Annotated in this window: 20 protein-coding genes; 5 read left to right on the forward strand and 15 right to left on the reverse strand. The window is 74.0% G+C overall.

Annotation, left to right across the window (positions count from 1 at the left end; genetic code table 11):
• Positions 1-24: 24 nt before the first annotated feature.
• Positions 25-1,074 carry a lipoyl synthase gene (gene lipA / locus ACIBTV_RS07745; protein WP_396703239.1) on the reverse strand — a complete coding sequence of 350 codons (1,050 nt, stop codon included), beginning with the start codon at positions 1,072-1,074 and terminating at the stop codon, positions 25-27.
• Between the two features lie 385 nt (positions 1,075-1,459).
• On the opposite strand from lipA, the gene aspS reads away from it, so the two are divergent.
• On the forward strand, positions 1,460-2,746 hold the full coding sequence (gene aspS / locus ACIBTV_RS07750; protein ID WP_396703240.1) for an aspartate--tRNA(Asn) ligase: 1,287 nt from the start codon (positions 1,460-1,462) through the stop codon (positions 2,744-2,746).
• A 309-nt stretch (positions 2,747-3,055) separates the two neighbouring features.
• On the opposite strand, the gene ACIBTV_RS07755 is transcribed toward aspS, so the two are convergent.
• The 3 genes from ACIBTV_RS07755 to ACIBTV_RS07765 all read right to left on the reverse strand — a co-directional run bounded on the left by ACIBTV_RS07755 (position 3,056) and on the right by ACIBTV_RS07765 (position 6,025).
• Positions 3,056-3,448 (reverse strand): VOC family protein, encoded by a 393-nt coding sequence (locus ACIBTV_RS07755; RefSeq protein ID WP_396703241.1) that lies wholly within the window; start codon positions 3,446-3,448, stop codon positions 3,056-3,058.
• 5 nt (positions 3,449-3,453) lie between these two features.
• Complete coding sequence (lipB, locus tag ACIBTV_RS07760; RefSeq protein ID WP_396703495.1) at positions 3,454-4,092, reverse strand: lipoyl(octanoyl) transferase LipB; 639 nt, start codon at positions 4,090-4,092, stop codon at positions 3,454-3,456.
• 106 nt (positions 4,093-4,198) lie between these two features.
• Entirely contained in the window at positions 4,199-6,025 is a 1,827-nt protein-coding gene (locus tag ACIBTV_RS07765) for a DUF2079 domain-containing protein (protein ID WP_396703242.1), read from the reverse strand.
• 232 nt (positions 6,026-6,257) lie between these two features.
• Between ACIBTV_RS07765 and ACIBTV_RS07770 the strand changes: the two genes are divergently transcribed.
• Positions 6,258-7,475 (forward strand): PHB depolymerase family esterase, encoded by a 1,218-nt coding sequence (locus ACIBTV_RS07770; protein ID WP_396703243.1) that lies wholly within the window; start codon positions 6,258-6,260, stop codon positions 7,473-7,475.
• Between the two features lie 125 nt (positions 7,476-7,600).
• On the opposite strand, the gene ACIBTV_RS07775 is transcribed toward ACIBTV_RS07770, so the two are convergent.
• The 5 genes from ACIBTV_RS07775 to ACIBTV_RS07795 form a co-directional block, all read right to left on the reverse strand.
• The gene (locus ACIBTV_RS07775) at positions 7,601-8,500 is read right to left on the reverse strand and encodes a TIGR01777 family oxidoreductase (RefSeq protein WP_396703244.1); all 900 of its coding nucleotides are present in this window, start codon (positions 8,498-8,500) and stop codon (positions 7,601-7,603) included.
• A gap of 54 nt (positions 8,501-8,554) precedes the next feature.
• Positions 8,555-9,553: an aldo/keto reductase gene (locus tag ACIBTV_RS07780; RefSeq protein ID WP_396703245.1), complete on the reverse strand. Its 999-nt coding sequence runs from the start codon at positions 9,551-9,553 to the stop codon at positions 8,555-8,557.
• Positions 9,554-9,597: 44 nt separating this feature from the next.
• Positions 9,598-10,521 carry an LLM class flavin-dependent oxidoreductase gene (locus ACIBTV_RS07785; protein WP_396703246.1) on the reverse strand — a complete coding sequence of 308 codons (924 nt, stop codon included), beginning with the start codon at positions 10,519-10,521 and terminating at the stop codon, positions 9,598-9,600.
• 144 nt (positions 10,522-10,665) lie between these two features.
• Positions 10,666-12,021, reverse strand: coding sequence for a low temperature requirement protein A (locus ACIBTV_RS07790; protein ID WP_396703247.1), 1,356 nt, complete (start codon positions 12,019-12,021; stop codon positions 10,666-10,668).
• Between the two features lie 136 nt (positions 12,022-12,157).
• Positions 12,158-12,745, reverse strand: coding sequence for a TetR/AcrR family transcriptional regulator (locus tag ACIBTV_RS07795; protein ID WP_396703248.1), 588 nt, complete (start codon positions 12,743-12,745; stop codon positions 12,158-12,160).
• A gap of 137 nt (positions 12,746-12,882) precedes the next feature.
• Here ACIBTV_RS07795 and ACIBTV_RS07800 point away from each other — a divergent pair, with 137 nt between their 5' ends.
• Positions 12,883-13,827, forward strand: coding sequence for an SDR family NAD(P)-dependent oxidoreductase (locus ACIBTV_RS07800; protein ID WP_396703496.1), 945 nt, complete (start codon positions 12,883-12,885; stop codon positions 13,825-13,827).
• A 134-nt stretch (positions 13,828-13,961) separates the two neighbouring features.
• On the opposite strand, the gene sucB is transcribed toward ACIBTV_RS07800, so the two are convergent.
• Both sucB and lpdA read right to left on the reverse strand, forming a co-directional pair.
• A complete protein-coding gene (sucB, locus tag ACIBTV_RS07805) occupies positions 13,962-15,803 on the reverse strand; it encodes a 2-oxoglutarate dehydrogenase, E2 component, dihydrolipoamide succinyltransferase (RefSeq protein WP_396703249.1) in 1,842 nt (613 codons plus the stop codon).
• Between the two features lie 73 nt (positions 15,804-15,876).
• Positions 15,877-17,268: a dihydrolipoyl dehydrogenase gene (lpdA, locus tag ACIBTV_RS07810; RefSeq protein WP_091596415.1), complete on the reverse strand. Its 1,392-nt coding sequence runs from the start codon at positions 17,266-17,268 to the stop codon at positions 15,877-15,879.
• A gap of 177 nt (positions 17,269-17,445) precedes the next feature.
• Between lpdA and ACIBTV_RS07815 the strand changes: the two genes are divergently transcribed.
• A complete protein-coding gene (locus ACIBTV_RS07815; RefSeq protein WP_396703250.1) occupies positions 17,446-17,775 on the forward strand; it encodes a hypothetical protein in 330 nt (109 codons plus the stop codon).
• Positions 17,776-17,851: 76 nt separating this feature from the next.
• On the opposite strand, the gene ACIBTV_RS07820 is transcribed toward ACIBTV_RS07815, so the two are convergent.
• Positions 17,852-19,423: a leucyl aminopeptidase gene (locus ACIBTV_RS07820; protein ID WP_396703251.1), complete on the reverse strand. Its 1,572-nt coding sequence runs from the start codon at positions 19,421-19,423 to the stop codon at positions 17,852-17,854.
• 161 nt (positions 19,424-19,584) lie between these two features.
• Here ACIBTV_RS07820 and gcvT point away from each other — a divergent pair, with 161 nt between their 5' ends.
• A complete protein-coding gene (gene gcvT / locus ACIBTV_RS07825) occupies positions 19,585-20,727 on the forward strand; it encodes a glycine cleavage system aminomethyltransferase GcvT (protein ID WP_396703252.1) in 1,143 nt (380 codons plus the stop codon).
• A gap of 83 nt (positions 20,728-20,810) precedes the next feature.
• On the opposite strand, the gene ACIBTV_RS07830 is transcribed toward gcvT, so the two are convergent.
• The 3 genes from ACIBTV_RS07830 to ACIBTV_RS07840 all read right to left on the reverse strand — a co-directional run bounded on the left by ACIBTV_RS07830 (position 20,811) and on the right by ACIBTV_RS07840 (position 24,823).
• Complete coding sequence (locus ACIBTV_RS07830; protein ID WP_396703253.1) at positions 20,811-22,106, reverse strand: DUF2314 domain-containing protein; 1,296 nt, start codon at positions 22,104-22,106, stop codon at positions 20,811-20,813.
• A gap of 70 nt (positions 22,107-22,176) precedes the next feature.
• On the reverse strand, positions 22,177-22,950 hold the full coding sequence (locus tag ACIBTV_RS07835) for an adenosylcobinamide-GDP ribazoletransferase (RefSeq protein ID WP_396703254.1): 774 nt from the start codon (positions 22,948-22,950) through the stop codon (positions 22,177-22,179).
• Complete coding sequence (locus tag ACIBTV_RS07840; protein ID WP_396703255.1) at positions 22,940-24,823, reverse strand: bifunctional adenosylcobinamide kinase/adenosylcobinamide-phosphate guanylyltransferase; 1,884 nt, start codon at positions 24,821-24,823, stop codon at positions 22,940-22,942. Before ACIBTV_RS07840 ends, ACIBTV_RS07835 begins: the two co-directional genes overlap by 11 nt.
• Between the last annotated feature and the right edge of the window lie 3 nt (positions 24,824-24,826).

Raw genomic sequence — 24,826 nt, forward strand, 5'->3', positions numbered from 1 at the left:
GGGCGGCGCAGCCTGCGCGGCGGGTCAGCCGGCGGTGACCACGCTGCCCTCGCGGGCGGCGAGGGCCTGCTGGTAGAGCCGACCGGCCCGGTAGGAGGAGCGCACCAGCGGCCCGCTCATCACCCCGGCGAAGCCGATCTGCTCGGCCTCCTCACGCAGCTCGACGAACTCCTCCGGCTTGACCCACCGCTCGACGGGGTGGTGCCGGGCGCTGGGACGCAGGTACTGCGTGATGGTGATCAGCTCGCAGCCGGCGTCGTGCAGGTCGCGCAGCGCCTGGGAGATCTCGGCCCGCTCCTCGCCCATGCCCAGGATGAGGTTGCTCTTGGTGACCAGACCGGCGGCGCGGGCCTGGCGGATCACGTCCAGCGACCGCTCGTAGCGGAAGCCCGGACGGATCCGCTTGAAGATCCGCGGCACCGTCTCGACGTTGTGCGCCAGCACCTCGGGGCGCGCGCCGAACACCTCGGCGAGCTGCTCCGGCACGGCGTTGAAGTCCGGGATCAGCAGCTCGACACCGCAGCCCGGCTGCAGTGCGTGGATCTGCCGGACCGTCTCGGCGTAGAGCCACGCGCCGCCGTCGGGCAGGTCGTCGCGGGCGACGCCGGTGACGGTGGCGTAGCGCAGGCCCATCGTCACCACGGACTCGGCGACCCGGCGCGGCTCGTCGGCGTCGAACTCGGCGGGCTTGCCGGTGTCGATCTGACAGAAATCGCACCGGCGGGTGCACTGGTCACCGCCGATGAGGAAGGTCGCCTCCCGGTCCTCCCAACATTCGTAGATGTTGGGGCAGCCGGCCTCCTGACAGACGGTGTGCAGCCCCTCCCGCGAGACGAGCCCGCGCAGCTGGGTGTACTCCGGCCCCATGCTGGCCTTGACCTTGATCCATGGCGGTTTGCGCTCGATCGGCGTCTCGGCATTGCGGGCCTCGATCCGCAGCATGCGCCGCCCCTCGGGGGCGGGCGTCGCGGTACGCGCGGCCTGGCCGGTCGTCGGCGCGGAGTGCTCGATCGTCACGAAACCGAGCCTACGCCGCACGGTGGCCGTCGATGTAGGTCGGGCGACCGGCGTCACGCCCCGGAGCCTTGTGACGCCGCACACCGCGCCCTCGAAAAACGTCGTCACATTCCATCGGTGTCGGTGCTAGCGTTCCCGGCAACAGCGACGACGGAGCCGAGTAGCGGCCCGACCCGCCAGAGCAGAGAACCGCCGGTTGGTGCGAGGCGGTCTGGCGCCGGGCCCGCGAAGACCCTCCCGAGCTGCGGGAAGAACGGCGTCCGCGCCCAGTAGAGCCCGCCGGCTGGCCCCCGTCACGGGCGACGAACGAGGCTCCCGCTCCGGCGGGGGCGAAGGTGTGGTGGCACCGCGAGGTTCCCGCTCGCCCGCACCTCTTTGGGGCAGGAGTGATGCTCCGCCGCACGCGGCGGAGGCGTTGCGATTGATCAAGGAGGTAGCCGCGATGCAACGCATCCTGTCCGCCCAGCTCACCACCCGCGTCGGCGAGACCGTCCGGGTCGCGGGTTGGGTCCACCGCCGCCGGCTGTTGAAGTCGGTGGCCTTCCTGATCGTCCGGGACGCCGCCGGACTGACCCAGGTGGTGGTCACCGACCCGGCGGTCCGCGGTCAGGTCGAGGCGCTCACCGAGGAGAGCACCGTCGAGGTCGTCGGCACGGTGACGGCGAACGCCACGGCGCCCGCCGGGGTCGAGCTGACCGCCCCGACGGTACGGCTGCTCGGCGCGCCCGCCGAGCCGCCACCGTTCGACCTGTACCGGCCGGCGCTCACCGCGAGCCTGCCGACCCAGCTCGACCACGCGCCCGTGGCCCTGCGACACCCCACCCGGTCGGGTGCGCTGCGGATCTCGGCGGCGGCCGTCGCCGGGTTCCGGGCCGCGCTGGACGCGGACGGGTTCGTCGAGGTCCACACACCGAAGGTGGTCAGCTCGTCCACCGAGTCCGGGGCGAACGTGTTCGCGCTGGACTGGTTCGGCCGCCCGGCCTACCTGGCGCAGTCGCCGCAGTTCTACAAGCAGCTGATGGTGGGCGTGTTCGAGCGCGTGTACGAGGTGGGTCCCGTGTTCCGGGCCGAGCCCCATGACACCGCCCGGCACCTGGCGCAGTACACGTCGCTCGACGTCGAGCTGGGCTTCGTCGCCGACCACCGGGAGGTGATGGCCGTCCTGCGCGACGTGTTGGCCGGGATGCTGTCCACCGTTGCGGACCGGGCCGGGGCCGCGGTGGCCACGCTCGGGGTCGACCTGCCGGTCGTGCCGGCGCGGATCCCGCAGCTGCACTTCACCGAGGCGCTGAAGGTCGCCGGTGCGCCGGCCTACGAGCCCGACCTGGCCCCCGCGCACGAGCGGGCGCTGGGGGAGTGGGCCCGCCGGGAGCACGGGTCGGACTTCCTCTTCGTCACCGGCTACCCCATGGCGAAGCGGCCGTTCTACACCCACCCGGACCCGGACCGGCCCGGGTACAGCAACGGGTTCGACCTGTTGTTCCGCGGGCTGGAGCTGGTGACCGGGGGGCAGCGCCTGCACCGGCACGCCGACTACCTGGCGGCGCTCGCCGAGCGCGGCGAGCCGGTCGAGCCGTACGCCGGTTACCTCGACGCGTTCCGCCACGGGATGCCGCCGCACGGCGGCTTCGCGATCGGGCTGGAACGCTTCGTCTCCCGCCTGACCGGGGCGGCGAACGTCCGCGAGGTCACCGCCTTCCCGCGCGACCTGCACCGCCTGACCCCGTAATCGCGTCCTCCGCCGGTCCTCCGCCGGTCACGAGCTGAACGACCGAAAGGGTGTCAGCCGCGGCCGCGGTCCACAGTCGCAGCGCGCCAGCCGTGGCGGGTGGTGTGGGGGTGGCTGGTGGCGTGCGGTGGCGGGTGGCGGGTGGCGGGTGCGGTGCGGTCGGCGCTGTCGACCTGCCCCAGATCTGGGACAGGTCGACAGCGAGCCGGAGGGAACGGGGTGCGGCGGCTGGCCGCCGGCGATGAAAGGCGGCGCCGGGGCGGCCGACGACCCGGCGCCGAGGGGCGCGGGCGGCAGCGGACGTCGGGGTCAGGCGGGGCCGAGGAGGTCCCAGCGGTTGCCGGCGATGTCGCGGAAGACGGCGACCCGCCCGTACGGCTCGGTGCGGGGCGGACGCACGAACTCCACGTCCGCGTCCCGCATCCGTCGGTAGGTGGCCTCGAAGTCGTCCACCTGGAGGAAGAAGCCCACCCGACCGGCGACCTGGCGGCCGACCACGGCGGCCTGGTCGTCGCCGTCGGCGCGGGCGAGCAGCAACCCGGTCTGCCCGCCCGGCGGCCGGACCACGACCCACCGCTTCGGGCGGCCGTCGGTGGTCAGCGAGGGCTCGTCCTCGACCAGGTCGAAGCCGAGCACCTCGGTGAAGAAGGCGATCGCCGGGTCGTACTCGGCGACCACGAGCGTGACGAGGTCGATCCGCATCCGGGTCAGTCGGTGACGGTGACCAGGGTCGACAGGCGCCGCTCCACGACCGGCAGCACGTCGGCCACGGTGACCGGGCGGCCCAGCTCGGCGGTGAGGGACGTCACCCCGGCGTCGCGGATGCCGCACGGCACGATGCGGTCGTAGAAGCCGAGGTCGCAGTCGCAGTTGATGGCGAAGCCGTGCAGGGTGACCCCGCGGGCGACGCGGATGCCGATCGCGGCGACCTTGCGGGCGGGGCCGCGGTCGTCCTCCGGCACCCAGACGCCGCTGCGGCCCTCGACGCGGCCGGCGGTCAGCCCGAACTCGGCGCACACGTCGATGAGCATCTGCTCGGTGCGCCGCACGTACGCGACCACGTCGACCGGGTCGGGCAGCCGCACGATCGGGTAGCCGACCAGCTGCCCCGGGCCGTGCCAGGTGATCTTGCCGCCGCGGTCCACGTCGACGACCGGCGTGCCGTCGTTCGGCCGGTCCCACGGCTCGGTGCGCTTGCCGGCCGTGTAGACGCTCGGGTGCTCCAGCAGCAGGACGGTGTCGCCCTGCTCGCCGGCTACCACCGACTCGTGCAGCCGGCGCTGCTCGTCCCAGGCGGCCTGGTAGTCGAGGAGTCCGGCGCGGACGGCCGTGAGGCCGGAGATCATCGTGCTCACACCGTTCAGCGTAGTCCCGGAAAGGGCTGGCGGCGCTGGTGAGCCGCCTCACCGGACCCGCCCGGCGTCGTCGTGCGGCCCGGGCGCGGCGGCGGGGTCAGGCCGGCGGAACCCGCCACAGCCAGACGTCGTCCACCCGCTGCGGCTCGCCCAGCAGGGCGGTCGCGGTGCGGCGCACCGCCTCCTCGTCCACGTCGAACTTCGCCCCGTGCACCCGGTCCGGGAGCACGACCGCCTCGACCTGCCAGTAGGCCAGGTCGGCGCGGACCTCCCGCACCGTCCCGTCGGTGATGATCGGCACCAGCCCGGTCTTGCCGGCCTGGTCCATGAGCGCGCTGAGGGTGCGCGGCACCGGCCCGATCCGGCCGCGACCGTCCGGCCCGCCCGGGCCGAGGAAGAACCCGGCGGGGATGCGGAACTCGCCCTGCCGGTGCGCCAAGGCGTACGCCTGCCAGCGCTGGCCGTCCGGGTAGATGTCCACGGTCACCGGCACGGGCGTGAGCACGCCGCCGGGCGAGACGTGCTCCCGCCAGGTGCCGGCGGTGATGAACCGCGGAATGGGTTCCCGCTCGCTGGTCAGCAGCGGGGTGGGCAGCAGCGGCACGAGCGCGACCGCGAAACCGAGCGCCCAGGCCAGCTCCGTCGAGCGGTGCCGGGGCGGCCGGGTGCGCAGCCCGTCGACGGTGTACGCGAGCAGCAGCCCGATCACCGGCGCCACCACCAGGGCCAGCCGGGCGGGCAGGGCGGCGTTCACCACCGGCAGGTGGCCGAGCAGGTCGAACGGCATCGGCACGTCGGTGCGGTCCCCGTCGACCTTGGCCACCGGGCCCCAGGAGAGCACGGTGAAGACGACGGCGAGCACGCCCAGCCCCCAGAGCGTGGCCCGGCGGGGCGGATCGGCCCGCCGCCAGAGCGTCACGAAGCAGAGCACGGTGAGCAGCAGCAGTGGAATCCCGAAGAAGGAGTTCTCCTCGGTCGGGTTGGGGGCGAGCGAGGTGCCCAGTCCCGCTTGCCCGGCCAGCGAGCGCCGGGGGAACGCGCCGAACGCGGCGATGTCCTCGGAGTGGATCACCGGGTCGAAGCCGGTGCCGTGGAAGCGCTGCGGGCCGGCGAAGTGCAGCCACAGCGGGTACGCCAGCAGCGCGCCGGCGACCACCGCCGTCACCGCGAGCCCGCGCAGGAAGTTCGGCAGGGCGGCCCGGGCCTCGGCCCGCCGGGCCGGGTGCAGCGCCCAGACGGCCACGAAGACGCCGAGGGCGAGGGCGGTGAAGAACAGCCCCTCGGCCGCGATGGAGAAGGCGACCGCCACGAGGACGCCGAGCACGATGCCGTCGCGCAGCCAGTGCCCGGGCCGGCGCAGCGCGAACAGCCGCCAGATCAGCAACGGCACGAGCCAGCCGGCGGTCCAGTTCAGGTGGGCGTTGGCGTGCGACACCATGCCGGGGGAGTACGCGATGAACAGGCCGCCCACGGCGGCCGCGAGGCGGCTGCGGACGAACTGCCGGGAGAGCAGCCAGTACCAGGCGACCGCGGTGGCGGCCAGGTTGAGGGTGAGGATCACCAGGAACGTCACCGGCGGCCCGACGAGGTACGTCAGCGGCGCGAAGACCACCGCGTACACGGTGATCGAGGTGTTGACGGCGAGGTTGACCCCGTCCGGGACGTTGATCAGGTGGGTGAAGAACGGGTTCTCCCCGTGCGTGAGCGCGTTGCCGCCGAAGGCCAGCAGCCACTCGAAGAGCGCCTGGTCACTGGAGTTGACGGTGACCGTGCGGACGTTCGGGTCCCGCCACAGCCCGCTGGTGACCCAGACGGCCAGCGCGAGCGCGGCCAGCACCACGAGCAGGTCGGCGCGGCGGTCGCGGCCGGCGCGCGGCGGCGAGGCGGGTACGGGCCCGGTGGCCAGGGACGGGGAGGTCGGCACGCAGCGGACGTTACCAACCGGAACTGGACGTGCCGGTCATACGTGCAAGGAGCGCGTCGTCCCTCGTGTCGGCGCGCGGAGCGGAGATCGGGCGTGGGCGCCGCTTCCGCGGCGGACACAACGTCGACGGTGAATATGTGACCGTGGCCCATGTCACATCTCCGACACCTCGACGTAACGTCGCGGCAACTCGAAGGTGACTCAGTTCACACTCCGCCCCCGGGAGGCCGCCGTGCGTCGCTCCTCGTCCCTGCTCACCCGGCTGACCGGTGTGGTCGCCGGGCTCGTCCTGGCCCTGGCCGGGGCCGTCACCCTCGCCGCCCCCGCCCAGGCGGCCACCCTCACCCAGGTCACCAGCTTCGGCTCCAACCCGGGCAACCTCGCGATGTACGCCTACCGGCCGGACAACCTGCCGGCCAACTCCCCGGCCGTGGTGCTGCTGCACGGCTGCACCCAGAACGCCTCCGGCTACTTCGCCAACTCCGGCTGGCAGAAGTACGCCGACCAGTGGAAGTTCGCGCTCATCGTGGCCGAGCAGAAGTCCGGCAACAACGCGAACGCCTGCTTCAACTTCTTCGAGACCGGTGACACCGCCCGGGGCCAGGGCGAGGCGCTGTCCATCAAGCAGATGGTCGACCACGCCAAGGCGAACTTCGGCGTCGACGGCGGCCGGGTCTACGTCAGCGGCCTCTCCGCGGGCGGGGCGATGAGCGCGGTCATGCTCGCCACCTACCCGGACGTCTTCGCCGCCGGGTCGATCATCGCCGGCATCCCGTACCGCTGCGCCACCAGCATGGTCAACGCGTTCAGCTGCATGACCCCCGGCAGCGACAAGACCCCCGCCGCCTGGGGCGACCTGGTGCGCGGCGCCTACTCCGGCTACAACGGCCCCCGGCCGCGCGTCGCGATCTGGCACGGCACCTCGGACTACACCGTCGCCCCGCTCAACGCCACCGAGTCGCGGGACCAGTGGACCAACGTGCGCGGCCTCTCGCAGACCCCGACCGGCACCTCGTCGCTGCCCGGCGGCACCAGCCTGGAGGTGTACGGCAACGACGAGGTCCGCCTCTACCGGGTGTCCGGCATGGGCCACGGCACGCCCGTCGACCCGGGCAGCGGCGCCGACCAGTGCGGCACCGCCGGGGCGTACTTTCTGGACACCATCTGCTCGACGTACCGCGACGCGGTCTTCTTCGGCCTGAACGGCGGCGGCACCGACCCGACGCCGACCCCGACGGTGACGCCCACCCCGACCCCGACGCCCACGCCGACCGTGCCGGCGACCTGCGTCACCGCCAGCAACTACGCGCACGTCAGCGCCGGTCGGGCCTACCAGTCCGGCGGCTACGCGTACGCCAACGGCTCGAACCAGCGGATGGGCCTCTACAACACCTTCTACACCAGCTCCCTGAAGCAGACCGGCCCCAACTACTGGGTCATCGGCTGCTGACCCACCCCACCCAGCCCCCACCCCACTCCGACCAGCGCGTGATCATGAAGTTGTTGCCCCGACACGCCGATGTGGACGGCGACAACTTCATGATCAACGGGGCGAAGCGGGGCGGGGCGCGGGGGTCAGGTGGAGAGGGCGGCTTGGAGGGCGCTTCGGAGGTCGGGGTGCTGGTAGCGGTAGCCGGCGCGGGTCAGGGCGCCGGGCAGCACGCGGGAACTGGACAGGGCCTCCTGGGAGAAGCCGCCGAGGACGACCTTCAACGCGAGCGCGGGGATCGGCATGAACGCCGGCCGGTGCATCTGCCGAGCCAACTCCCGGGTGAACTCGGCGTTGGTCACCGGGACCGGCCCGACCATGTTGACGGGGCCGGCCACGTCGTCCCGCTCCAGCAGGAACGCCGACGCGCCCAGGAAGTCGGCCATCGACATGCACGGCCACCACTGCCGACCGCTGCCCAGCTTGCCCGAGACGCCCAACCGCATCGGCAGCAGCTGCGGCTTGAGCATCCCGCCCGCGCGGTCCAGCGGCAGGCCGGTGCGCAGCCGCACCACCCGGACGTCGGCGTCCTCCGCCGGCCGCGTCGCCGCCTCCCACACCCGGCACACGTCGGCCAGGAAACCCTCGCCCGCCGGGGCGTCCTCCTCGACCGCCCGGTCGCCGGTGTCGCCGTACCAGCCGACGGCCGACGAGTTGAGCAGCACCCGCGGCCGGTCCTCCGCCGGCAGCCCGGCGATCGTGATGGCCAGCGTGGTGGTGGTGTCCACGCGACTCGACCGGATCACCTTCCGGTACTCGTCGTTCCACCGCCGGTCACCCACCCCCGCCCCGGCCAGGTTGACCACCGCGTCGGCCCGCGCCACCACCGCCGGGTCGAGCTGCGCCGCCGACGGGTTCCACTGGCACTCGTCGTCAGCGCGCGGCGGACGGCGGACCAGCCGGGTGACCTGGTGCCCGTCGGCCGTGAACCGGTCCACCAGCCGGGTACCGAGGAAGCCGGACGCACCGGCCATGAGGATGCGCATGCCCATATCTTGGAGTACGGATGCGGAGCAGGCCGCGTTGAATCCCGACTCCGGTCACCCCGCCGACGCCGGGCGCAGGTCGGCCAGCAGCTGCTCGACCTCCGCCACCGCGTCCGCCGGCAGCGGGCCACGCGCGAGGGTCGCGGCGTTCTCGCGTACCTGCTCGACCGTCCGGGCCCCGGGGATGGGCACGGTCCGCGGGCTGCGGGCCAGCAGCCAACCCAGCGCACCCTGGGCGAGGGTACGGCCGTCGGAGGTGAGCGCCGCCCGGATCCGCTCGACCTGGGCCGACCACTGCGGAGTCGGCCGCCCGTCGGTGAACCAGACCAGCCAGTCCGGCGCCATCCCGCGTACGTCGTCGCGGCCCACCGCCCGCCGTGACCCGGTGAGCAGGCCCATCGCGAGGGGGCCCCGGTTCAGGCTGGCCAGGTCGTAGGCGTCGCAGACCGCCAGCATCGCCGCGTTGTCGCGCAGCACCGACTGGTCGTGCTGGATCGCGGCGCAGTGCGTCCCGGCCTTCGCGAACGCCTCGGCCGCGTCGGGGTGGTCGGTGCTCCAGCCGTACGCCCGGATCGTGCCCTTGGCGACGAGATCCTCCAGCGTGTCGACCAGGTCGAGCGCGGCGGACGCCGGCAGCTCGTTGATGTGCAGCTGGAACAGGTCGACGTAGTCGGTGCCCAGCCGACGCAGCGACTGCCCCAGGCTGCGCACCGCGTACGCCGGGCTGGCGTCGGTGCCGGTCCACCGGCGGGTCGCCTCGTCGGAGACGTTGCCGAACTTCGTCGCGATCACCGCGCGGTCCCGGCGGCCGGCGAGCGCCCGACCGAGGATGCGCTCGCTGTGCCCGGCCCCGTAGTTGCTGGCCGTGTCGAAGAGGGTCACGCCGGCGTCGAGCGCGGCGTGGATCGCCCGGACGGACTCGTCGTCGTCGACCTCGCCCCAGCCGAACGGCTGCCCGCCGTCACCCCACAGCGGCCCGCCGATCGCCCAGCACCCCATGCCGATCGCGCTGACCTCGATGCCGCTGCGCCCCAGCGTTCGTGTCGTCGTCATGCGTCCAGCGTCCCTGTTCGAGTGCGCGCGAAGTCAAGCCCTGGTCAGGCGACGGCGCTCAGGCGGGGCAGGAAGGCGCCCAGTGGGTCGAGAGCCTCCTGCCGAACGACGTACCGGGTGACACCCCAGCGGCGGCGATGCCCGGCCACCGCCGCGACGATCTCGTCCTCGGTGCCGATCAGCACGAACGGGGTGGCGAGCAGTTCCGTGACGGTCAGGCCGGTGTCGGCGGCCGTCTCGGCGGCGGCGGCCTCCGCGTCGTCGGTCACCACGACCTTCTGCACCAGCGCCTCCAGCTCCGGCGGCTCGGCGCGGCCCTCGGCGCCGGCCGCGACCTGGGCGAGCTGCGCCTCGATCTCCGCCTCCCGCCAGCGCACCTCGTGGGAGTGGCCGTCGGGCAGCGTACGGCCCAGGCCGGCCAGCCCGACGACGTCGGCGTGGGCGCCGGCCCAGCGCAGCAGGGTGGAGTTCGCGGTGCCGACGGTCAGTGGGATCCGCCGCCGCACCGGGCGGGGGTTCTCCAGCCGGGCACCGTGGACGACCAGGTCGGGCGTGTCCACGGTGACCTCCTCGCCGTCGAGCAGGGCGCGGGTGGCCTCGGCGACGGCGATGCAGCGGCGCACCCGGCCGGCCACGTCCGGTCGTTCCCGCCCGACGGCCCGCCACTCGGCGGGGGTGTGTCCGGCGCCGATGCCGAGCCGGGCGCGCCCGCCGGAGACCAGATCGAGGGTCGCCACGTCGGCGGCGAGGAGCATCGGCTCGCGGACACCGGCGTTCGACACGTACGAGCCCAGCCCGATGGTGCTGGTCACCGCCGCGGCGGCGGCCAGGGCCACGAACGGCGTGGCGACCGCCCCGGGATGGTCCGCGGCGAACAGGGCGTCGAAGCCGGCGGACTCGGCGCGGCGGGCCAGGTCCGCCCAGTCGGCGGCGTCGGACGGGTGGGCCTGGAGCGAGAAGGTGATCACGAGAGCCAGCCTGCCGGGTGTCGCCCCGCGCGGCCAACGATCCACGGCCGGTTCTGCTACCGGCAGAGCCCTGACCGGCGCGCCCCCGCCGGTGGGGCGTGGCGCCGCCGTCCGGGCGGGCCGGTGAGTGCGATGCGGGGGCGGTCAGGCGGGCCGGGTGCCACCGCCCCGGCCCGGCCCCCGCTCCTCCGGCTGGTCGTGCCAGGCGGCGCGGAACTCCACCTCGTGCGCCTCGTGGGTCGCCTTCTCCCGGAAGACCGCCTCGCGCAGCGCCCGCCGCGAGTCCGCCATCACCACCACCTCCACGGCCACCAACCCGACGCAGATCAGGGTGAGCAGCGCCAGCGCGGCGAGGGCCGGCAGGATGGCGCCCAGCGGAATGGCGGCGCCGAGCACCACCACCACGCCCACCCGCGTCCAGGAGAGCGTGCGCAGGGTACGCAGCTGGAACAGGATGCCGCCGCCGAAGTAGCAGGCGACGCCACCGAACAGCAGCGGAACGCCGGGTCCGTGGGTGGGTTCGCGCAGGCCGACGTGTGTGTCGGCGACCTGCCGGACGATCTCCTCGGCACCGAGGGCGAACAGGATGATCCCGGCGATCATCACCAGGTAGAGGTAGGCGTAGGCGTCCCGGGCCATGGCCACCCGGGGACGGCCCAGCGCTGCGTGCTGCGCGATCCGGGCGGCGGGGCCGATCACGTCGTAGTGAGCCCACCAGAGCGCGGCGGTGAAGACGATGCCGCACACCGCCGCCGCGACCGCCTCCCAGGTGACCGGTTGGCCGAGCAGGTTGCCGCCCACGCCGACCGAGATGATCGACTCGCCGAGCGCGATGATGAGGATCAGGTCGTACCGCTCGGTCCAGTGCTCGGCCGACTCGATCGTCCAGCCCCACGCGCCGGCGACCAGGCCGCTGCCGTACTGGAGCACGACGACGCTGAGCCAGAGCAGGTCGCGCACCATCATCGCGGTGTCGAGGTCTCCGATCCGGGGTGGGACCAGCGCGGCGGCCAGCAGGAGGATGGTGCTGAGCATCACCTCGGGGCAGTACCGCAGCAGCAGCCGGCGCTCGCCCGGCCGCTCCTGAGCGACGTGCCAGTAGAGCAGCAGGTGCACCCCGCGGATCACCAGATAGCTGATCGCGACCACCATCGGCCCGGCGGGCGTCTGCCTCGGGTCGGAGAACGCCTGCGGCAGGGAGAGCGCGAAGCAGAACAGCGCGGCCATCCCGACGACCATGAGCACGGGGACGAAGCCCTCACCGAGACGCACCCGGGCGGCGACCACGCTGTGGATCACCCAGCACCACCACAGCACCGCGAGGACCAGCATGGCGTGCAGCAGGCTGGAGCCGGTGATGTTCATCGCGGTGGCCCGCGTGATGATGAAGAACGAGAAGACGAAGACCAGGTCGAAGAAGATCTCGAACTTGTCGACCCGGGCGCCCGGCGCCACCGAGACAGCCGGGCCCAGCCGGTCGCGCCACCGGTGACCACCCACCGACCGAGTCTGGCAGCGGCCCGGGCGCCGCGGGGCCGGAATCGGCGCAGGCCAGGGGGCCTTCGGCGGCGTTCGGGGCGACGCGCCCCGCGGCCAGGGCCTTCGGCGGCGTGCGTTGGCGACGCGCCCGCGGCGATCAGGTCGTCGGTCGGCCCGTCCCGTAGCGCAGACCGTCCATCAGCAGGTCGAGCAGCCGGCCCGCCTGGTCTCGCTGGGCCGGCTCCCCGGCGGCCAGCGAGACCCCGCTCAGGCTGGCCAGCACGTCGGCCGCGGTCACGTCCGCTCGGACGCTGCCCGCCTGGGCGCCCGCCTCCAGCAGCAGGCCGAGGGCCGCGAGCAACCGGTCGCGGCTTCGCGCGAACGGGTTGGCGCCGGCGGCGATGACCAGCCGCAGCGCATCCGCCATGCCGCGCTTGGTGGCGAGATAGTCGACGAAGCGGTCCATCCACCCCCGCAGCGCCTGGTCCGGCGGGGACTCCTCCAGCAGCTCGGCCGCGGCGTCGCAGAGCTTGGCCAGCTCGTTGCGGTAGGCCGCCTCGACCAGCGCCTCGCGGGTGGGGAAGTGGCGGTAGAGGGTGCCGATGCCGACGCCGGCCTCACGTGCCACGGACTCCAGCGTTATCTCCGGCCCGCGTTGGGAAAACGCGCTTACCGCGGCGTCCAGCAGCCGCTGGCGGTTGCGTTGGGCGTCCGCGCGCAGCGGTCGGTGGCCGGTGTCCGGCACGTCGCCTCCTCGGACGTCAGGTCGGCCGTGGCCGGTTGGCAAACGGAGGGGCCTCCGGTTAGGGTCGCCTTAACGGAGGATCCTCCGCTTCTCATCGTAGCGGCCGGGCGGCCGCCCGCCGTCACCGACAAGGATGGATCATGACGAGCACACGCGTGAACACGCCCTTCTCCCGCGACACGACCGCCCGGGAGGTGGTCAAGGGCATCGACCTGGCGTGCCGCCGAGCCGTCGTCACCGGCGGCGCCTCCGGCATCGGCGTCGAGACGGCACGGGCCCTCGCCGAGGCCGGCGCCGACGTCACCCTCGCCGTCCGCAACCCGGACGCGGGTCAGGAGGCCGCCGCCGACATCACCGCCACCACCGGCAACGAGCACGTCCTGGTCGCCCCGCTGGACCTGGCCGACCTGACCTCCGTGAACGCCTTCGTCGCCAACTGGGACGGCCCGCTGCACATCCTGGTCAACAACGCCGGCATCATGGCGTCGCCGGAGATGCGTACGCCGCAGGGCTGGGAGATGCAGTTCGCCACCAACCACCTGGGCCACTTCGCGCTGACCACCGGGCTGCGCCCCGCCCTCGCCGCCGCCGGCGGCGCCCGGGTCGTCTCGGTCAGCTCCGCCGCCCACCTGCGCTCCCCGGTCGTCTTCGACGACATCCAGTTCGAGCGCCGCGAGTACGACCCGTGGCTGGCGTACGGGCAGTCCAAGACCGCCAACGTCCTCTTCGCCGTCGAGGCGACCCGGCGCTGGGCCGACGACGGCATCTTCACGAACTCGCTGATGCCGGGCGCGATCCGCACCAACCTCCAGCGCTACATCAGCGACGAGGAGCTGGACCGGATGCGGGCCGCCAGCGGCGGCGGCGCCGCGTACTGGAAGACCACCGAGCAGGGCGCCGCGACCTCGGTGCTGGTCGCCACGTCGCCGCTGCTCGACAGCATCGGCGGGCGGTACTTCGAGGACTGCCAGGAGGCCGGCCCCAACCAGCCGGGCACCCGCTCCGGCTACGCGCCGTACGCCCTGGACCCGGAGGCCGCCGAACGCCTCTGGCAGGTCTCCGAAACCCTTCTCCGCGCCTGACGCCCGCCCGCCCCGCGCCCTGGCGCCCCGGCGCATCACCGTCGAGGTGCGGGGCCCGACGCCGATCGGGCCGGGGGTGGAACGCGCGAGGGCGCCCCGGCGAACCGGGGCGCCCTCGCGGCGTGTTCAGCGGATCAGGACAGGCCCAGCTCCGCCTCGAAGTTGCCGGCCTCCAGCCGCTCCTTGACCGCGACCAGGAAACGGGCCGCGTCGGCGCCGTCGATCAGCCGGTGGTCGTAGGAGAGGGCCAGGTAGACCATCGACCGGACGGCGATGACCTCACCCAGCTCCGGGTCGTTGACCACGACCGGACGCTTCACCACGGCACCCGTGCCGAGCATCGCCGACTGCGGCGACGGCACGATCGGGGTGTCGAAGAGCGCGCCGCGGCTGCCCGTGTTGGTCAGCGTGAAGGTCGCGCCGGCGATCTCGTCCGGGCTGATCTTGTTGGTCCGGGTGCGCTCGGCCAGGTCGGCGATCCGCTTCGCGATGCCACCCAGGTTCAGGTCGCCCGCGTTGTGGATGACCGGCACCAGCAGGCCGCGCTCGGTGTCGACCGCGATGCCCAGGTGCTCGGCGTCCGGGTAGGTGATCGTCCCGCCCGCCAGGTCCATCCGCGCGTTGACGATCGGGTAGGTCTGCAGCGCCTCGATCGCCGCCAGGGCGAAGAACGGCAGGAACGACAGCTTCACGCCGTGGCGCTGCTGGAAGGCGTCCTTCGCCTGCGCCCGCAGCTTGGCGACCTTGGTGACGTCCACCTCGATCACCGTGGTGAGCTGCGCCATCTCATGCAGCGACTCCTGCATCCGCTTGGCGATCGCCGCGCGGATCCGGGGGAGCTTCTCGGTGCTGCCACGCTTGGCGCTCGGCTGCGGCTTGGCGGCCGGCTTGCTCGGCGCCGCGGCGGCGGCCGGGGCGGGAGCGGCCGGGGCCGGGGCGGCCTTGGCCGCCTTCGCCTTCTCCGCCGCGTCGAGGACGTCCTGCTTGCGGATCCGGCCACCCACGCCGGTGCCGTTGACCGTGGAGAGGTCGACGCCGTGCTCGCTCGCCAGCTTCCGGACGAGCGGGGTCACGTAGCCGGCCGCCTCCTCGCCGCCACCCTGCGCGGGTGCCGTCGGGCGCTGCGGCGCGGGCGCGGCTGCCGCCGGCACCGCGCGCTGCTCCGCCTGCACGGGCTGCGCCGAGGTCTCCGCCTCCGCCGACGGCTCGTTGTACGACATGCCGGGGGTCGGCTCGGTCGGCTTCGCCGCGGCCTGCGGCGCCGGGGCGGGCTTCGCCTCGGGCTGCGGAGCGGGCGCGGCCTGCGGCGCCGGGGTGGGCTCGGGCTTCGCCTCGGCCGGAGCCGCACCGGCGGTGCCGATGATCGCCAGCTCGGCGCCGACCGGCGCGGTCTCGTCCTCGGCGACCTTGATCTCCAGGACGGTGCCGGCGACCGGCGACGGGATCTCCGTGTCCACCTTGTCGGTGGAGACCTCCAGCAGCGGCTCGTCCACCTCGACGGTCTCGCCGACCTGCTTCAGCCAGCGGGTCACCGTGCCCTCGGTGACGCTCTCGCCGAGCGCCGGCAGGGTGACCGGGGTGCCGCCGCCCGACGGCGCCGGGGCGGCCTGGGCCTGCGGGGCCGGGGCCTGCTCCGGCTCGGGGCCGGTGCCCTCGGCGGCGGCCGTCGGCTCCGGGGTGGGCGCGGCGACCGGCTGCTCGGCCTGCTGCTGCGGCGCGGCGCCACCGGCGTCCTCGCCCTCGCCGGCGATGACGGCCAGCTCGCTGCCGACCTCGGCGGTCTCGTCCTCGCCCACCACGATCCGGGTCAGCACGCCCGCCGCGGGCGACGGGATCTCGGTGTCAACCTTGTCGGTGGACACCTCAAGCAAGGGCTCGTCGACCTCGACGGTCTCGCCCTCCTGCTTGAGCCACCGCGTGACGGTGCCCTCGGTGACGCTCTCGCCGAGCCGGGGCATGGTGACCGATACCGGCATGTTCTAAGACTCCTTCATTCCCCTGGTGCGATCTCGCCCGTCTGCCGCCGGACGCCGCGGAATCAGTTCTTGATCAGGCGTGCGAGTGCAGCGGCTTGCCGGCGAGGGCCAGGTGCGCCTCGCCCAGGGCCTCGTTCTGCGTCGGGTGGGCGTGCACGAGCTGCGCCACCTCGGCCGGGTAGGCCTCCCAGTTGTAGATGAGCTGCGCCTCACCGATCAGCTCACCGACCCGGGCGCCGATCATGTGCACGCCGACGACCGGGCCGTCCTCGACCCGGACCAGCTTCACGAAGCCGGTCGTCTTGAGGATCTGGCTCTTGCCGTTGCCGCCCAGGTTGTAGTTGTAGGTCTTCACCTTGTCGGCGCCGTACTGCTCCTTGGCCTTCGCCTCGGTCAGGCCGACGGACGCGAGCTCCGGGTCGCAGTAGGTGACCCGGGGGATGCCGGCCTCGTCGATCACGGCCGGGTTCAGGCCGGCGATCTCCTCGGCGACGAAGATGCCCTGCTGGAAGCCGCGGTGCGCGAGCTGCAGGCCGGGCACGATGTCGCCGACGGCGAACACGTTCGGCACGTTGGTGCGCAGCCGCTCGTCGGTGAGGACGTAGCCGCGGTCCATCGTCACGCCCTGCTCCTCGTAGCCGAGGTTGGCCGTGTTCGGGCCGCGGCCGACGGCCACCAGGAGCAGCTCGGCCTCGACGGTCTCGCCGCCGGCGATGGTCACCTTGACGCCGTTGTCGGTCTTCTCGACCTTCTCGAACGGCTTGCCGACCTTGAAGTTGATCTTCCGCTTGCGGAACGCGCGCTCCAGCGCCTTCGAGGACTCCTCGTCCTCGGCGGCGACCAGTCGGGGCAGCGCCTCGATGATCGTCACGTCCACGCCGAACGACTTCCACACGCTGGCGAACTCGACGCCGATGACGCCGCCGCCCAGCACGATCGCCGACGACGGGACCCGGTCCAGGACCAGCGCGTGGTCGCTGGTGATGACCCGCTCGCCGTCGATCTCCAGGCCCGGCAGGCTCTTGGCGTACGAGCCGGAGGCCAGCACGACGTTGCGGCCGGTGTAGCGCTTGCCGTCGACCTCGACGGTGTTCGGGGCGACCAGCTTGCCGGCCCCGGCCACGAACGTGATGTTCTTCGAGCCGTTCACCAGACCCTGCAGGCCCTTGTAGAGCCGGGAGATCACGCCGTCCTTGTACGAGTTGACCCCGGCCATGTCGACGCCGACCAGCTCGGCCTTGACGCCGAACTGCTCGGACTCGCGGGTCTGGTCGGCGATCTCGGCGGCGTGCAGCAGCGCCTTGGTCGGGATGCAACCGTTGTGCAGGCAGGTGCCGCCGAGCTTGCCCTTCTCGATGAGGGCGACAGAGAGGTCCAGCTGGGCGGCGCGTAGCGCGGTCGCGTAGCCGCCGCTCCCACCTCCGAGAATCACGATGTCGAAGGTTGCGTCGTTCGGCTCGCTCACGTCCAACTCCCAGGTCGCGTCAATGCATCGGGGGTCCGGAGGGGCCGCACGGGGCACACCCCACCTCGGTCATCTTGTCACCACCGGGCACAGGGCGCGTAGTGAGGTGCCCAACGACACGTCCCCGACACGTACTCTTGGCACCGTTGTCGATGAGGGATTGTGGGGGAGAGGTCCGTGGGGCTGTTCCGGCGGCGCAAGCAGGTGCGGGTCGCGAGCCACGACCGGGCCGCGGACCGCGCGGATTTGGAGCATCTTGAGAGCTTCGTCCGGACCCGGCGCGGCGTCGAGGCGTACATCGAGCCACGCACGACGGTCACCGAGACGACCGTGATGCTCATCGCCGACGACGGCGAGTGGACCCGCCGGCGGATCGACGGGCCGGACGGCGCCCGCCGGTTCGCGCACCGGATGGCGATCCCGGTCTACGACGTGCGCCTGATGGGCTACCCGCAGCGCATGCGCGACTTCAACGAGCGCCGCAAGCGCCGCCCCGAGCTCTACTGAGCCGCCCCTGATACGCGAGAAGAGTGGCCACCCCCGCGCGGGGGTGGCCACTCTTCGCCGTGAACGTGCGACGGGCTCAGCCGTTGGCGGCCACGTCGTCGATCAGGTGGAGCAGGGTGCGGACCGGGACGCCGGTGCCGCCCTTGGTCCAGTAGCCGGTCGGCTCACCGGAGTGGTAGCCCGGGCCGGCGATGTCGATGTGCGCCCAGGCCACGTCCTCGGCGACGAACTCACGCAGGAACACGCCGCCCTGCAGCATGTGCCCGGCCCGGTCCATCCCGGCGTTGACCTGGGAGATGTCCGCGACGTCGGAGTCCATGCCCTTGCGCACGTCGTCCGGCAGCGGCATCGGCCAGGCCGGCTCGCCGGTCGCGTCGCCGGCCGCGCGGACGCGCTCGCACAGCTCCGGGGTGCCCATCACACCGGCGATCCGCTTGCCCAGCGAGATCACCTGACCGCCGGTGAGGGTGGACGTCTCGAACAGGTAGTCGCAGCCGTCCGCGCAGGCCCGGGCCATGGCGTCGCCCAGGATCATGCGGCCCTCGGCGTCGGTGTTGAGCACCTCCACCCGCTTGCCGTTGAACATGGTGACGACGTCACCCGGCCGGTACGAGGTGCCCGACGGCATGTTCTCCGCCATCGGCAGGTAACCAGAGACCGCCACGGACGGCTTGAGCGCGGCAACGGCCAGCATCGCGGCACCCACCGCGGCGGCGCCGGCCATGTCGGACTTCATCTCCCACATGCCCTGGGCCGGCTTGATCGAGATGCCGCCGGTGTCGAACGTGATGCCCTTGCCCACCAGCGCCACCCGCTTGCCGGTGCCGCCGCCCTCCGGCGTGTAGGTGAGCTTCACCAGCCGTGGCGGGGCCTCCGAGCCCTGCCCGACCGCGGTGATGCCGCCGTAGCCGCCGGCCTTCAGCTCCGCCTCGTCGAGCACCTCGACCTCCAGCCCGGCCTCCCGGGCGGCGGCCGCGACGACCTCGGCGAACGCCGGCGGGCGAAGCTCGTTCGGCGCGGTGTTCACCCAGTCGCGGCTGAGCCGGACCGCGCCGGCCACCGCCTGGGCGCGGGCGATCTCGGCCTGCGCCGTGGCGTCGGAGGCGTCCGGCACGGAGACCAGCACCTCGGCCACCGGCTCCCGGCGGGTCGGCTGCGGCCGGGTCTTGTAGCCGGCGAAACGGTAGCCACCGAGCAGCGCGCCCTCCGCGACCGCGCGCAGTGCGGCCGCCGCGTCGGCGTCGTCCGGCAGCGGCAGGGCCAGCGCCACCCGCGGTGCGCCCGCGAGGGCCCGGACGGCGGCACCGGCGGCCCGGCGCAGCGTCTCCGGGCTCGGCGCGGCACCGGTCGGCTCGGCGCCCAGCCCGACCGCGACGACGAGCGGCGCGGTGACGGTGCCCAGCGTGGCCAGCTTGATCACCTCACCCGGCCCGCCGGTCGCGCCGAGCAGCGCCAGCGTCTCGGTCAGCTTGCCGTCGAACGCGGCGGCGATGCTCTCCGCGCCGCTGGACAGCAGCAGGGTGCCGGCGAGGCCGCTGGTGGCGTCCTGCGCTCCGGACTGGCTGTGCACGCCGATCACGATGGCGTCGACGGCGAGCTCGGCGGGGTCGGTGTCGACCAGGCTGAGGGTGGTGCGGGGCGATGTCACTGAAGCTACTCCGGGCGGGCCGGGCCGGCCGCGCGGACGCGTACCGGCGATGAAGGTCTCGGCGGCAACCTACCCGCCGGACGTCGGGGCTGTCCCGCCGACGGCTCCGACGGGTCCCGCCGATGCTAACCAGCGGCTCCGGCCCCGGTAAGTTGCCACCCATGACCGACGTGACCACCGACGCCGCCGCGACCCGGCTGCGCCGTTCCCCGCTGCACGAGCGGCACACCGCCGCCGGCGCCAAGTTCGCCCCCTTCGGAGGATGGGAGATGCCGCTGGAGTACGCGGGCGGCGGCGTGCTCCGGGAACACACGGCGGTCCGCACCGCGGTCGGCGTCTTCGACGTGTCGCACCTCGGCAAGGCGCGGGTGGCCGGGCCGGGAGCGGTCGAGTTCGTCAACGCCTGCCTCAGCAACGACCTGGGCCGTATCGGCCCCGGCCGCGCGCAGTACACCCTGGCCTGCGACGACGCCACCGGCGGTGTGGTGGACGACATCATCGCCTACCTGCACGCCGACGACCACGTCTTCCTCATCCCGAACGCCGCGAACACCGCCGAGGTCGTCCGCCGGCTGCGCGCCGCCGCGCCGGCGTCGATCACGGTCACCGACGAGCACGAGGCGTACGCGGTGCTCGCCGTCCAGGGCCCCCGCTCGGGGGAGCTGCTCGCCTCCCTCGGCCTGCCCACCGCGCACGAGTACATGAGCTTCTCCGCGGCCACCCTGGACGGCGCCGCCGGGCCGGTCGAGCTGACCGTCTGCCGGACCGGCTACACCGGTGAGCTGGGCTACGAGCTCGTCGTGCCCGCCGAGCACGCGGTCACCGTCTGGGACACGCTGTTCGCCGCCGGCGAGGCGTACGGGCTGCTGCCCTGCGGGCTGGCCGCCCGGGACACGTTGCGCACCGAGATGGGCTACCCGCTGCACGGTCAGGACCTGTCGCTGGACATCACCCCGGTGCAGGCCCGGTCGGGCTGGGCGGTCGGCTGGGACAAGCCGGCCTTCTGGGGCCGGGACGCGCTGCGCGCGGAGAAGGCGGCCGGTCCCCGGCGTACGCTGCGCGGCCTGGAGGCCGTCGACCGGGCGATCCCGCGTCCCGGCATGACCGTGCACGTCGGTGACGCCACGGTCGGCACGGTCACCAGCGGCACCTTCTCGCCGACCCGCAAGCAGGGCATCGCGCTGGCGCTGCTGGACACCGCCGCGAACCTCGCCGACGGGGATCTGGTCGAGGTCGACATCCGCGGCCGGCGCGCCCAGATGCGCGTCACCCGCCCCCCCTTCATCAACCCCTCGGTGAAGTAACCCCCCCGGCCCACCCGGCCCCCGCGCCGCCCCGTGATCAACAGGCGGGTGGGGGCCGGGGAGAGAGGGGCGGGGGTGGGCGGTCAGTTGTCGGCGTGGGGGCGTTGGCCGGCGTCGAGGACGGCCTGGGTCCAGCCACCCTCCACCACGCCGGTGCCGTCCAGCAGGGCCCAGTCGACGACGTCGGCGGCCTCGACCACCACCGGGGCGCCGATCCGCACGGTCGGGTCGGTGACCGCGTCGCTGGCACTCACCCCGACGATCCGCTCCGGGGTCTCCCAGGACGTGACGCCCGCCCAGACGTACTCGGGGCCGTCGTCGCCGGGCAGGCCGTACTTGACGACCAGCTGCGACTCCCGAGGCAGTCGGCCGTCGACGAAGCGGGCGCGGACCCCCTCCAGTCCCGCGCGCGCGGTGGCGATCGCCTTGCTCATCGCGTCGCCCGGGCGGGCGTAGCGCACGTCGGGCTGGATGCCGGCGAACAGGGTGGCGCACGCCGCCGCGTAGTAGCGGCCGTCCGGGCCGGGGTGCCCCGGCGGCGGGCGCAGGCTGAGGAACGAGTCGGCGTCGGGGTCGGTGGCCGGGTCCAGCTCCAGCCGCAGCAGCACCGGGGCCGTCGCGCCGTGCTGCTCCGGGTTGCCGTACGCCACGGCGATGTCGTGCCCGGTGACCGTGGCCAGCACCGGCAGCTGCACGAACGCCGGCACCTCCTCACCGGCGAGCCCGTCGGTCCACTCACGCAGCAGCCGCCGCGCGGTGCCCGTCATCACCGCGCCCCACGCCCGGGTCAGGTGGTCCGGCACACCCTGGGTCTGCAGCTCCAGCAGGCCGAAGCGGCGCAGCCCCTTCGTCGTGAACCACAGCCCGTCGGCGTCGGAGGAGTACGGCACCAGGATCCAGTCGACCAGCCGGATCCGGCCCTGTTCGTCGGGCAGGGAGCGCAGCGCGGCCTCCGGGGCGAGGAACTGCAGCCCGAACACGTCCACCACGTCCCCGTCGACCGACTCGGCGACCGCCGCCGCCACCGCCCGGGCCGCCCACTCGTGCGCGGGTGGCCACCCCGGCCGGTACTCCGCCTGCACCACGACCAGGTGGGTGGCGGCGGCCAGCCGGTCCAGCTGCGCCTCCGTGGCGCCGAACGCGGTCAGCAGGTCCGGCGGCAGCTCCGGAAACTCGCCGATCGGCCGGGTGTCCACGCTCATCAGCGGGCTGTCCAGCATCTGCCGGGCGAGCCCGTGCACCGGCTCGGCGAGCCGCCCGGCGAGCCCCGCCACGGCGCTCTTCGTGCTGACCCTCGGCAGACCCTTGACGGGCACCAGGTAGGTCGCGTTGAGCGACTCCGGGACCGGAACGGGCAGGAAGTCGTCCGTGATGAGCATGTGTCGTCCCCCGGGTGGCGGCTGCGCCGGTGCTGTCGAGCCGAACGCTACCCGGCGGGCCGGTGACCGTTCAGCCGGACAGCACCAGTCCCAGGTAGACCAGCGTGGTGACCACCTCGACGGTCGCGCCGAGAACGTCGCCGGTGATCCCGCCGAGCCGGCGTACGACATGGGCCAGCAGCGGCACCGCGACGGCGAGCGCGACGACGACGGTGAGCGGCCCCTGCCAGGGGCGGCCCGGAACGGCGGCGAGGGCGACCAGCGCGACGGCGATCGCGCCGACCACCGGCGTGAGCGGCGCGACGGTGCCCGCGACCAGTGTGCCCAGCCCGTCGGGCCGGGCCGCCGGCACGCCCCGCCGGCAGGCCAGCGTGACACCGAGCCGGCCGGCGGCGGTGGCGGTGACCACCGCCACGAGGACCGCCGGGCCGGGCCGCGTGACGAGGTCGGCGAGCGCCGCCGCCTGCACCAGCAGGACGACCACCAGCGCGACCACCCCGAACGGGCCGACGTCCGGCTTCTTCATGATCTCCAGCGCGGCGGGGCCGCTCCGGTAGGAGCCGAGCGCGTCCACGGTGTCGGCCAGGCCGTCCAGGTGCAGACCACGGGTGAGCAGGGCGGCGACGCCGACGGTCACGCCCGCGGCGACCAGCGGGGGAGCGGCCACGGCCAGGAGCAGGAGCACGCCGGCCAGGAGCGCGCCGAGCAGCGCGCCGACCACCGGCGCGAGCGTCATCGCCGTGCCGGCCACGGCCCGGTCGATCCGGCCCGCGCGGACCGGCAGCGTGGTGAACGTGGTGAGCGCCAGCCGTGCCCCGGCGGCGAGCGTCGGCTCAGCCGGCACGCGAGCCCGACGGGTCCGCCCGCTGCTCCTCCGGCTCGGTGCTGGTGGGGCCCGGCCCGGCCGGCTCCGGCTCGGCGAAGTCCGGCTCGTCGGTGGTGACCTGGTCCTCGCCCTCGTCGTCCGGCTCCCCGCCGGTCAGTGACGGGTGGGTCGGCAGGGCGGCGGCGAGCGCCAGCACCGAACGCAGCATCGGCAGCGCGACGAGAGCGTTCGCCCCCTCGCCCAGATCGAGCCGCAGGTCGAGCACCGGCGTGAGGCCCAGCACGTCGGCGGCCAGCTTCACGGCCGGGTCCCCGCCGTGGTCGGCGAGCAGGCACCAGTGCCGGGCCTGGCCGGCCAGGTCGCGGCTGATCAGGCCGGCGGCGAGCCCGACCGGCCCGTCCAGCATCACCGGCACGCGCCGGGCCGTCGCGCCGAGCAGCACGCCCGTGGCGATCGCGATGTCGCCGCCGCCCAGCTCGGCCAGCACCTCCTGGGCGCCCCGGGGCGAACGGCGGGTGCGGTGCAGCGCGTCGCGGACGGCGGCGCAGCGCCGCATCCAGGCCGCGTCGTCGATCTCACCGGAGTCGGTGACCACCCGGCCGAGCACCGCCGGCGGTTCCGCGCCGGCGGTGGCGGCGAGCACCGCCGCGGCGGCGGCCTCGGTGCCGGCGCCGCAGGCCGCCAGCACCAGCAGCTGTACGCCGGCCTCGGCCGCCTCCTCCGCCAGCCGCCAGCCGTAGCGCAGCGCCGACTCGACCTGCTCGCCGGTCAGCGCCGGCTCGGTCTCGATCGGTCCGGCCGTCGGCGCGTCCACCACCTGCAGGGTCGCCCCGCTCTCGGCGGCCAGTCGGGCCAGGGCTCCCCGGCCGGCGCGGGCCTGCCCGGCCCGACGTGCCGAGTCGCCGGGAACCGCGCCGGCGGCGGCTCCGCCGCCGTGGTCGCCGTTGAGCAGCAGGACGCGCACCGACGACCACGCGGCCGGGGTGGGGGTGCCCTGGGTGGCGGCGGCGAAGCCGACGACCCGCTCCAGCACGCCCAGCCCGGCACCGGGGACGTCGAGGGTGGTGAGCCGCTCGACGGCCTGCGGGCCGGCGTACTCGTCGGGCATCGGCAGCTCCATGCCGGGCTGGATCACCAGCCCGGTCGCGACCATCGGCAGCGCCATGGTCGGTGCGGCCCAGGAGGTGCTGCTCGCCGTCGGGGTCGCCGGCGGGGCGGGCGTCCGGACGTCGGGAAGGTTGACCAGCTCGGGCGTCGGTGCCGGCGCGGCGCCGTTGACCGCGGGCGGCGCGACGGCGGGGACCGGCGAGCCGGTGGTGCCGCGCGCGACGGGAACGGTCGTGGCAGCGCGCTTGAGCCAGGACGGCTGGCCGGCGACCACCAGGACGACCGCGTCGCAGGCGTCGGCGACCGCCCGGTTGGCGGCGCCGAGGGCGTCGGTGAAGGCCCGGCCCAGCGGGGTCGTCGGCACCAGGGACAGGCCGACCTCCGGGCTGACCACGACCAGCCGGGCCGGGCAGCCGCGGACCGCGGCGGCCAACTCGTCGATGGTCGCGGTGTCGTCGGCCGGTTGGTGCGCCGGGTCCAGCAGCACCGTCACCCAGCCGCCGAGGTCGTCGACGAGCAGGGTCTCGTTCGGCTCGGCGGAGGCGATGACGTCGGCCAGCCGGCGGGGGTCACCGGCGGTCTCCTCGGTCGTCCAGCTGCCCGGGCGCCGTTGCCGGTGCGCCGCGAGGCGGGCCGCCCACTCGGTGTCGTCCGGGTCGCCCTCCGGCGCGGTGGCCACGTAGCGGACGACCGGCGCGTCGCTGACCAGCGACTCGGCGAACTCGGACTTGCCGGACCGGATGCCGCCGAGCACCAGGACCGTGTTCCACCTGTCAACCGACATGCC

Source organism: Micromonospora sp. NPDC049366 (genome assembly GCF_044466625.1).
In the GTDB taxonomy this organism is placed as follows: Bacteria; Actinomycetota; Actinomycetes; order Mycobacteriales; family Micromonosporaceae; genus Micromonospora.

What these genes read in the sequence shown, in the direction of transcription:
- aspS (WP_396703240.1), top strand. Translation starts at nt 1,460, where the DNA reads ATGCAACGCATCCTGTCCGCCCAGCTCACCACCCGCGTCGGCGAGACC.
- ACIBTV_RS07755 (WP_396703241.1), bottom strand. Translation starts at nt 3,448, where the DNA reads ATGCGGATCGACCTCGTCACGCTCGTGGTCGCCGAGTACGACCCGGCG.
- lipB (WP_396703495.1), bottom strand. Translation starts at nt 4,092, where the DNA reads ATGATCTCCGGCCTCACGGCCGTCCGCGCCGGACTCCTCGACTACCAG.
- ACIBTV_RS07775 (WP_396703244.1), bottom strand. Translation starts at nt 8,500, where the DNA reads ATGCGCATCCTCATGGCCGGTGCGTCCGGCTTCCTCGGTACCCGGCTG.
- ACIBTV_RS07780 (WP_396703245.1), bottom strand. Translation starts at nt 9,553, where the DNA reads ATGACGACGACACGAACGCTGGGGCGCAGCGGCATCGAGGTCAGCGCG.
- sucB (WP_396703249.1), bottom strand. Translation starts at nt 15,803, where the DNA reads ATGCCGGTATCGGTCACCATGCCCCGGCTCGGCGAGAGCGTCACCGAG.
- gcvT (WP_396703252.1), top strand. Translation starts at nt 19,585, where the DNA reads ATGACCGACGTGACCACCGACGCCGCCGCGACCCGGCTGCGCCGTTCC.
- ACIBTV_RS07830 (WP_396703253.1), bottom strand. Translation starts at nt 22,106, where the DNA reads ATGCTCATCACGGACGACTTCCTGCCCGTTCCGGTCCCGGAGTCGCTC.
- ACIBTV_RS07840 (WP_396703255.1), bottom strand. Translation starts at nt 24,823, where the DNA reads ATGTCGGTTGACAGGTGGAACACGGTCCTGGTGCTCGGCGGCATCCGG.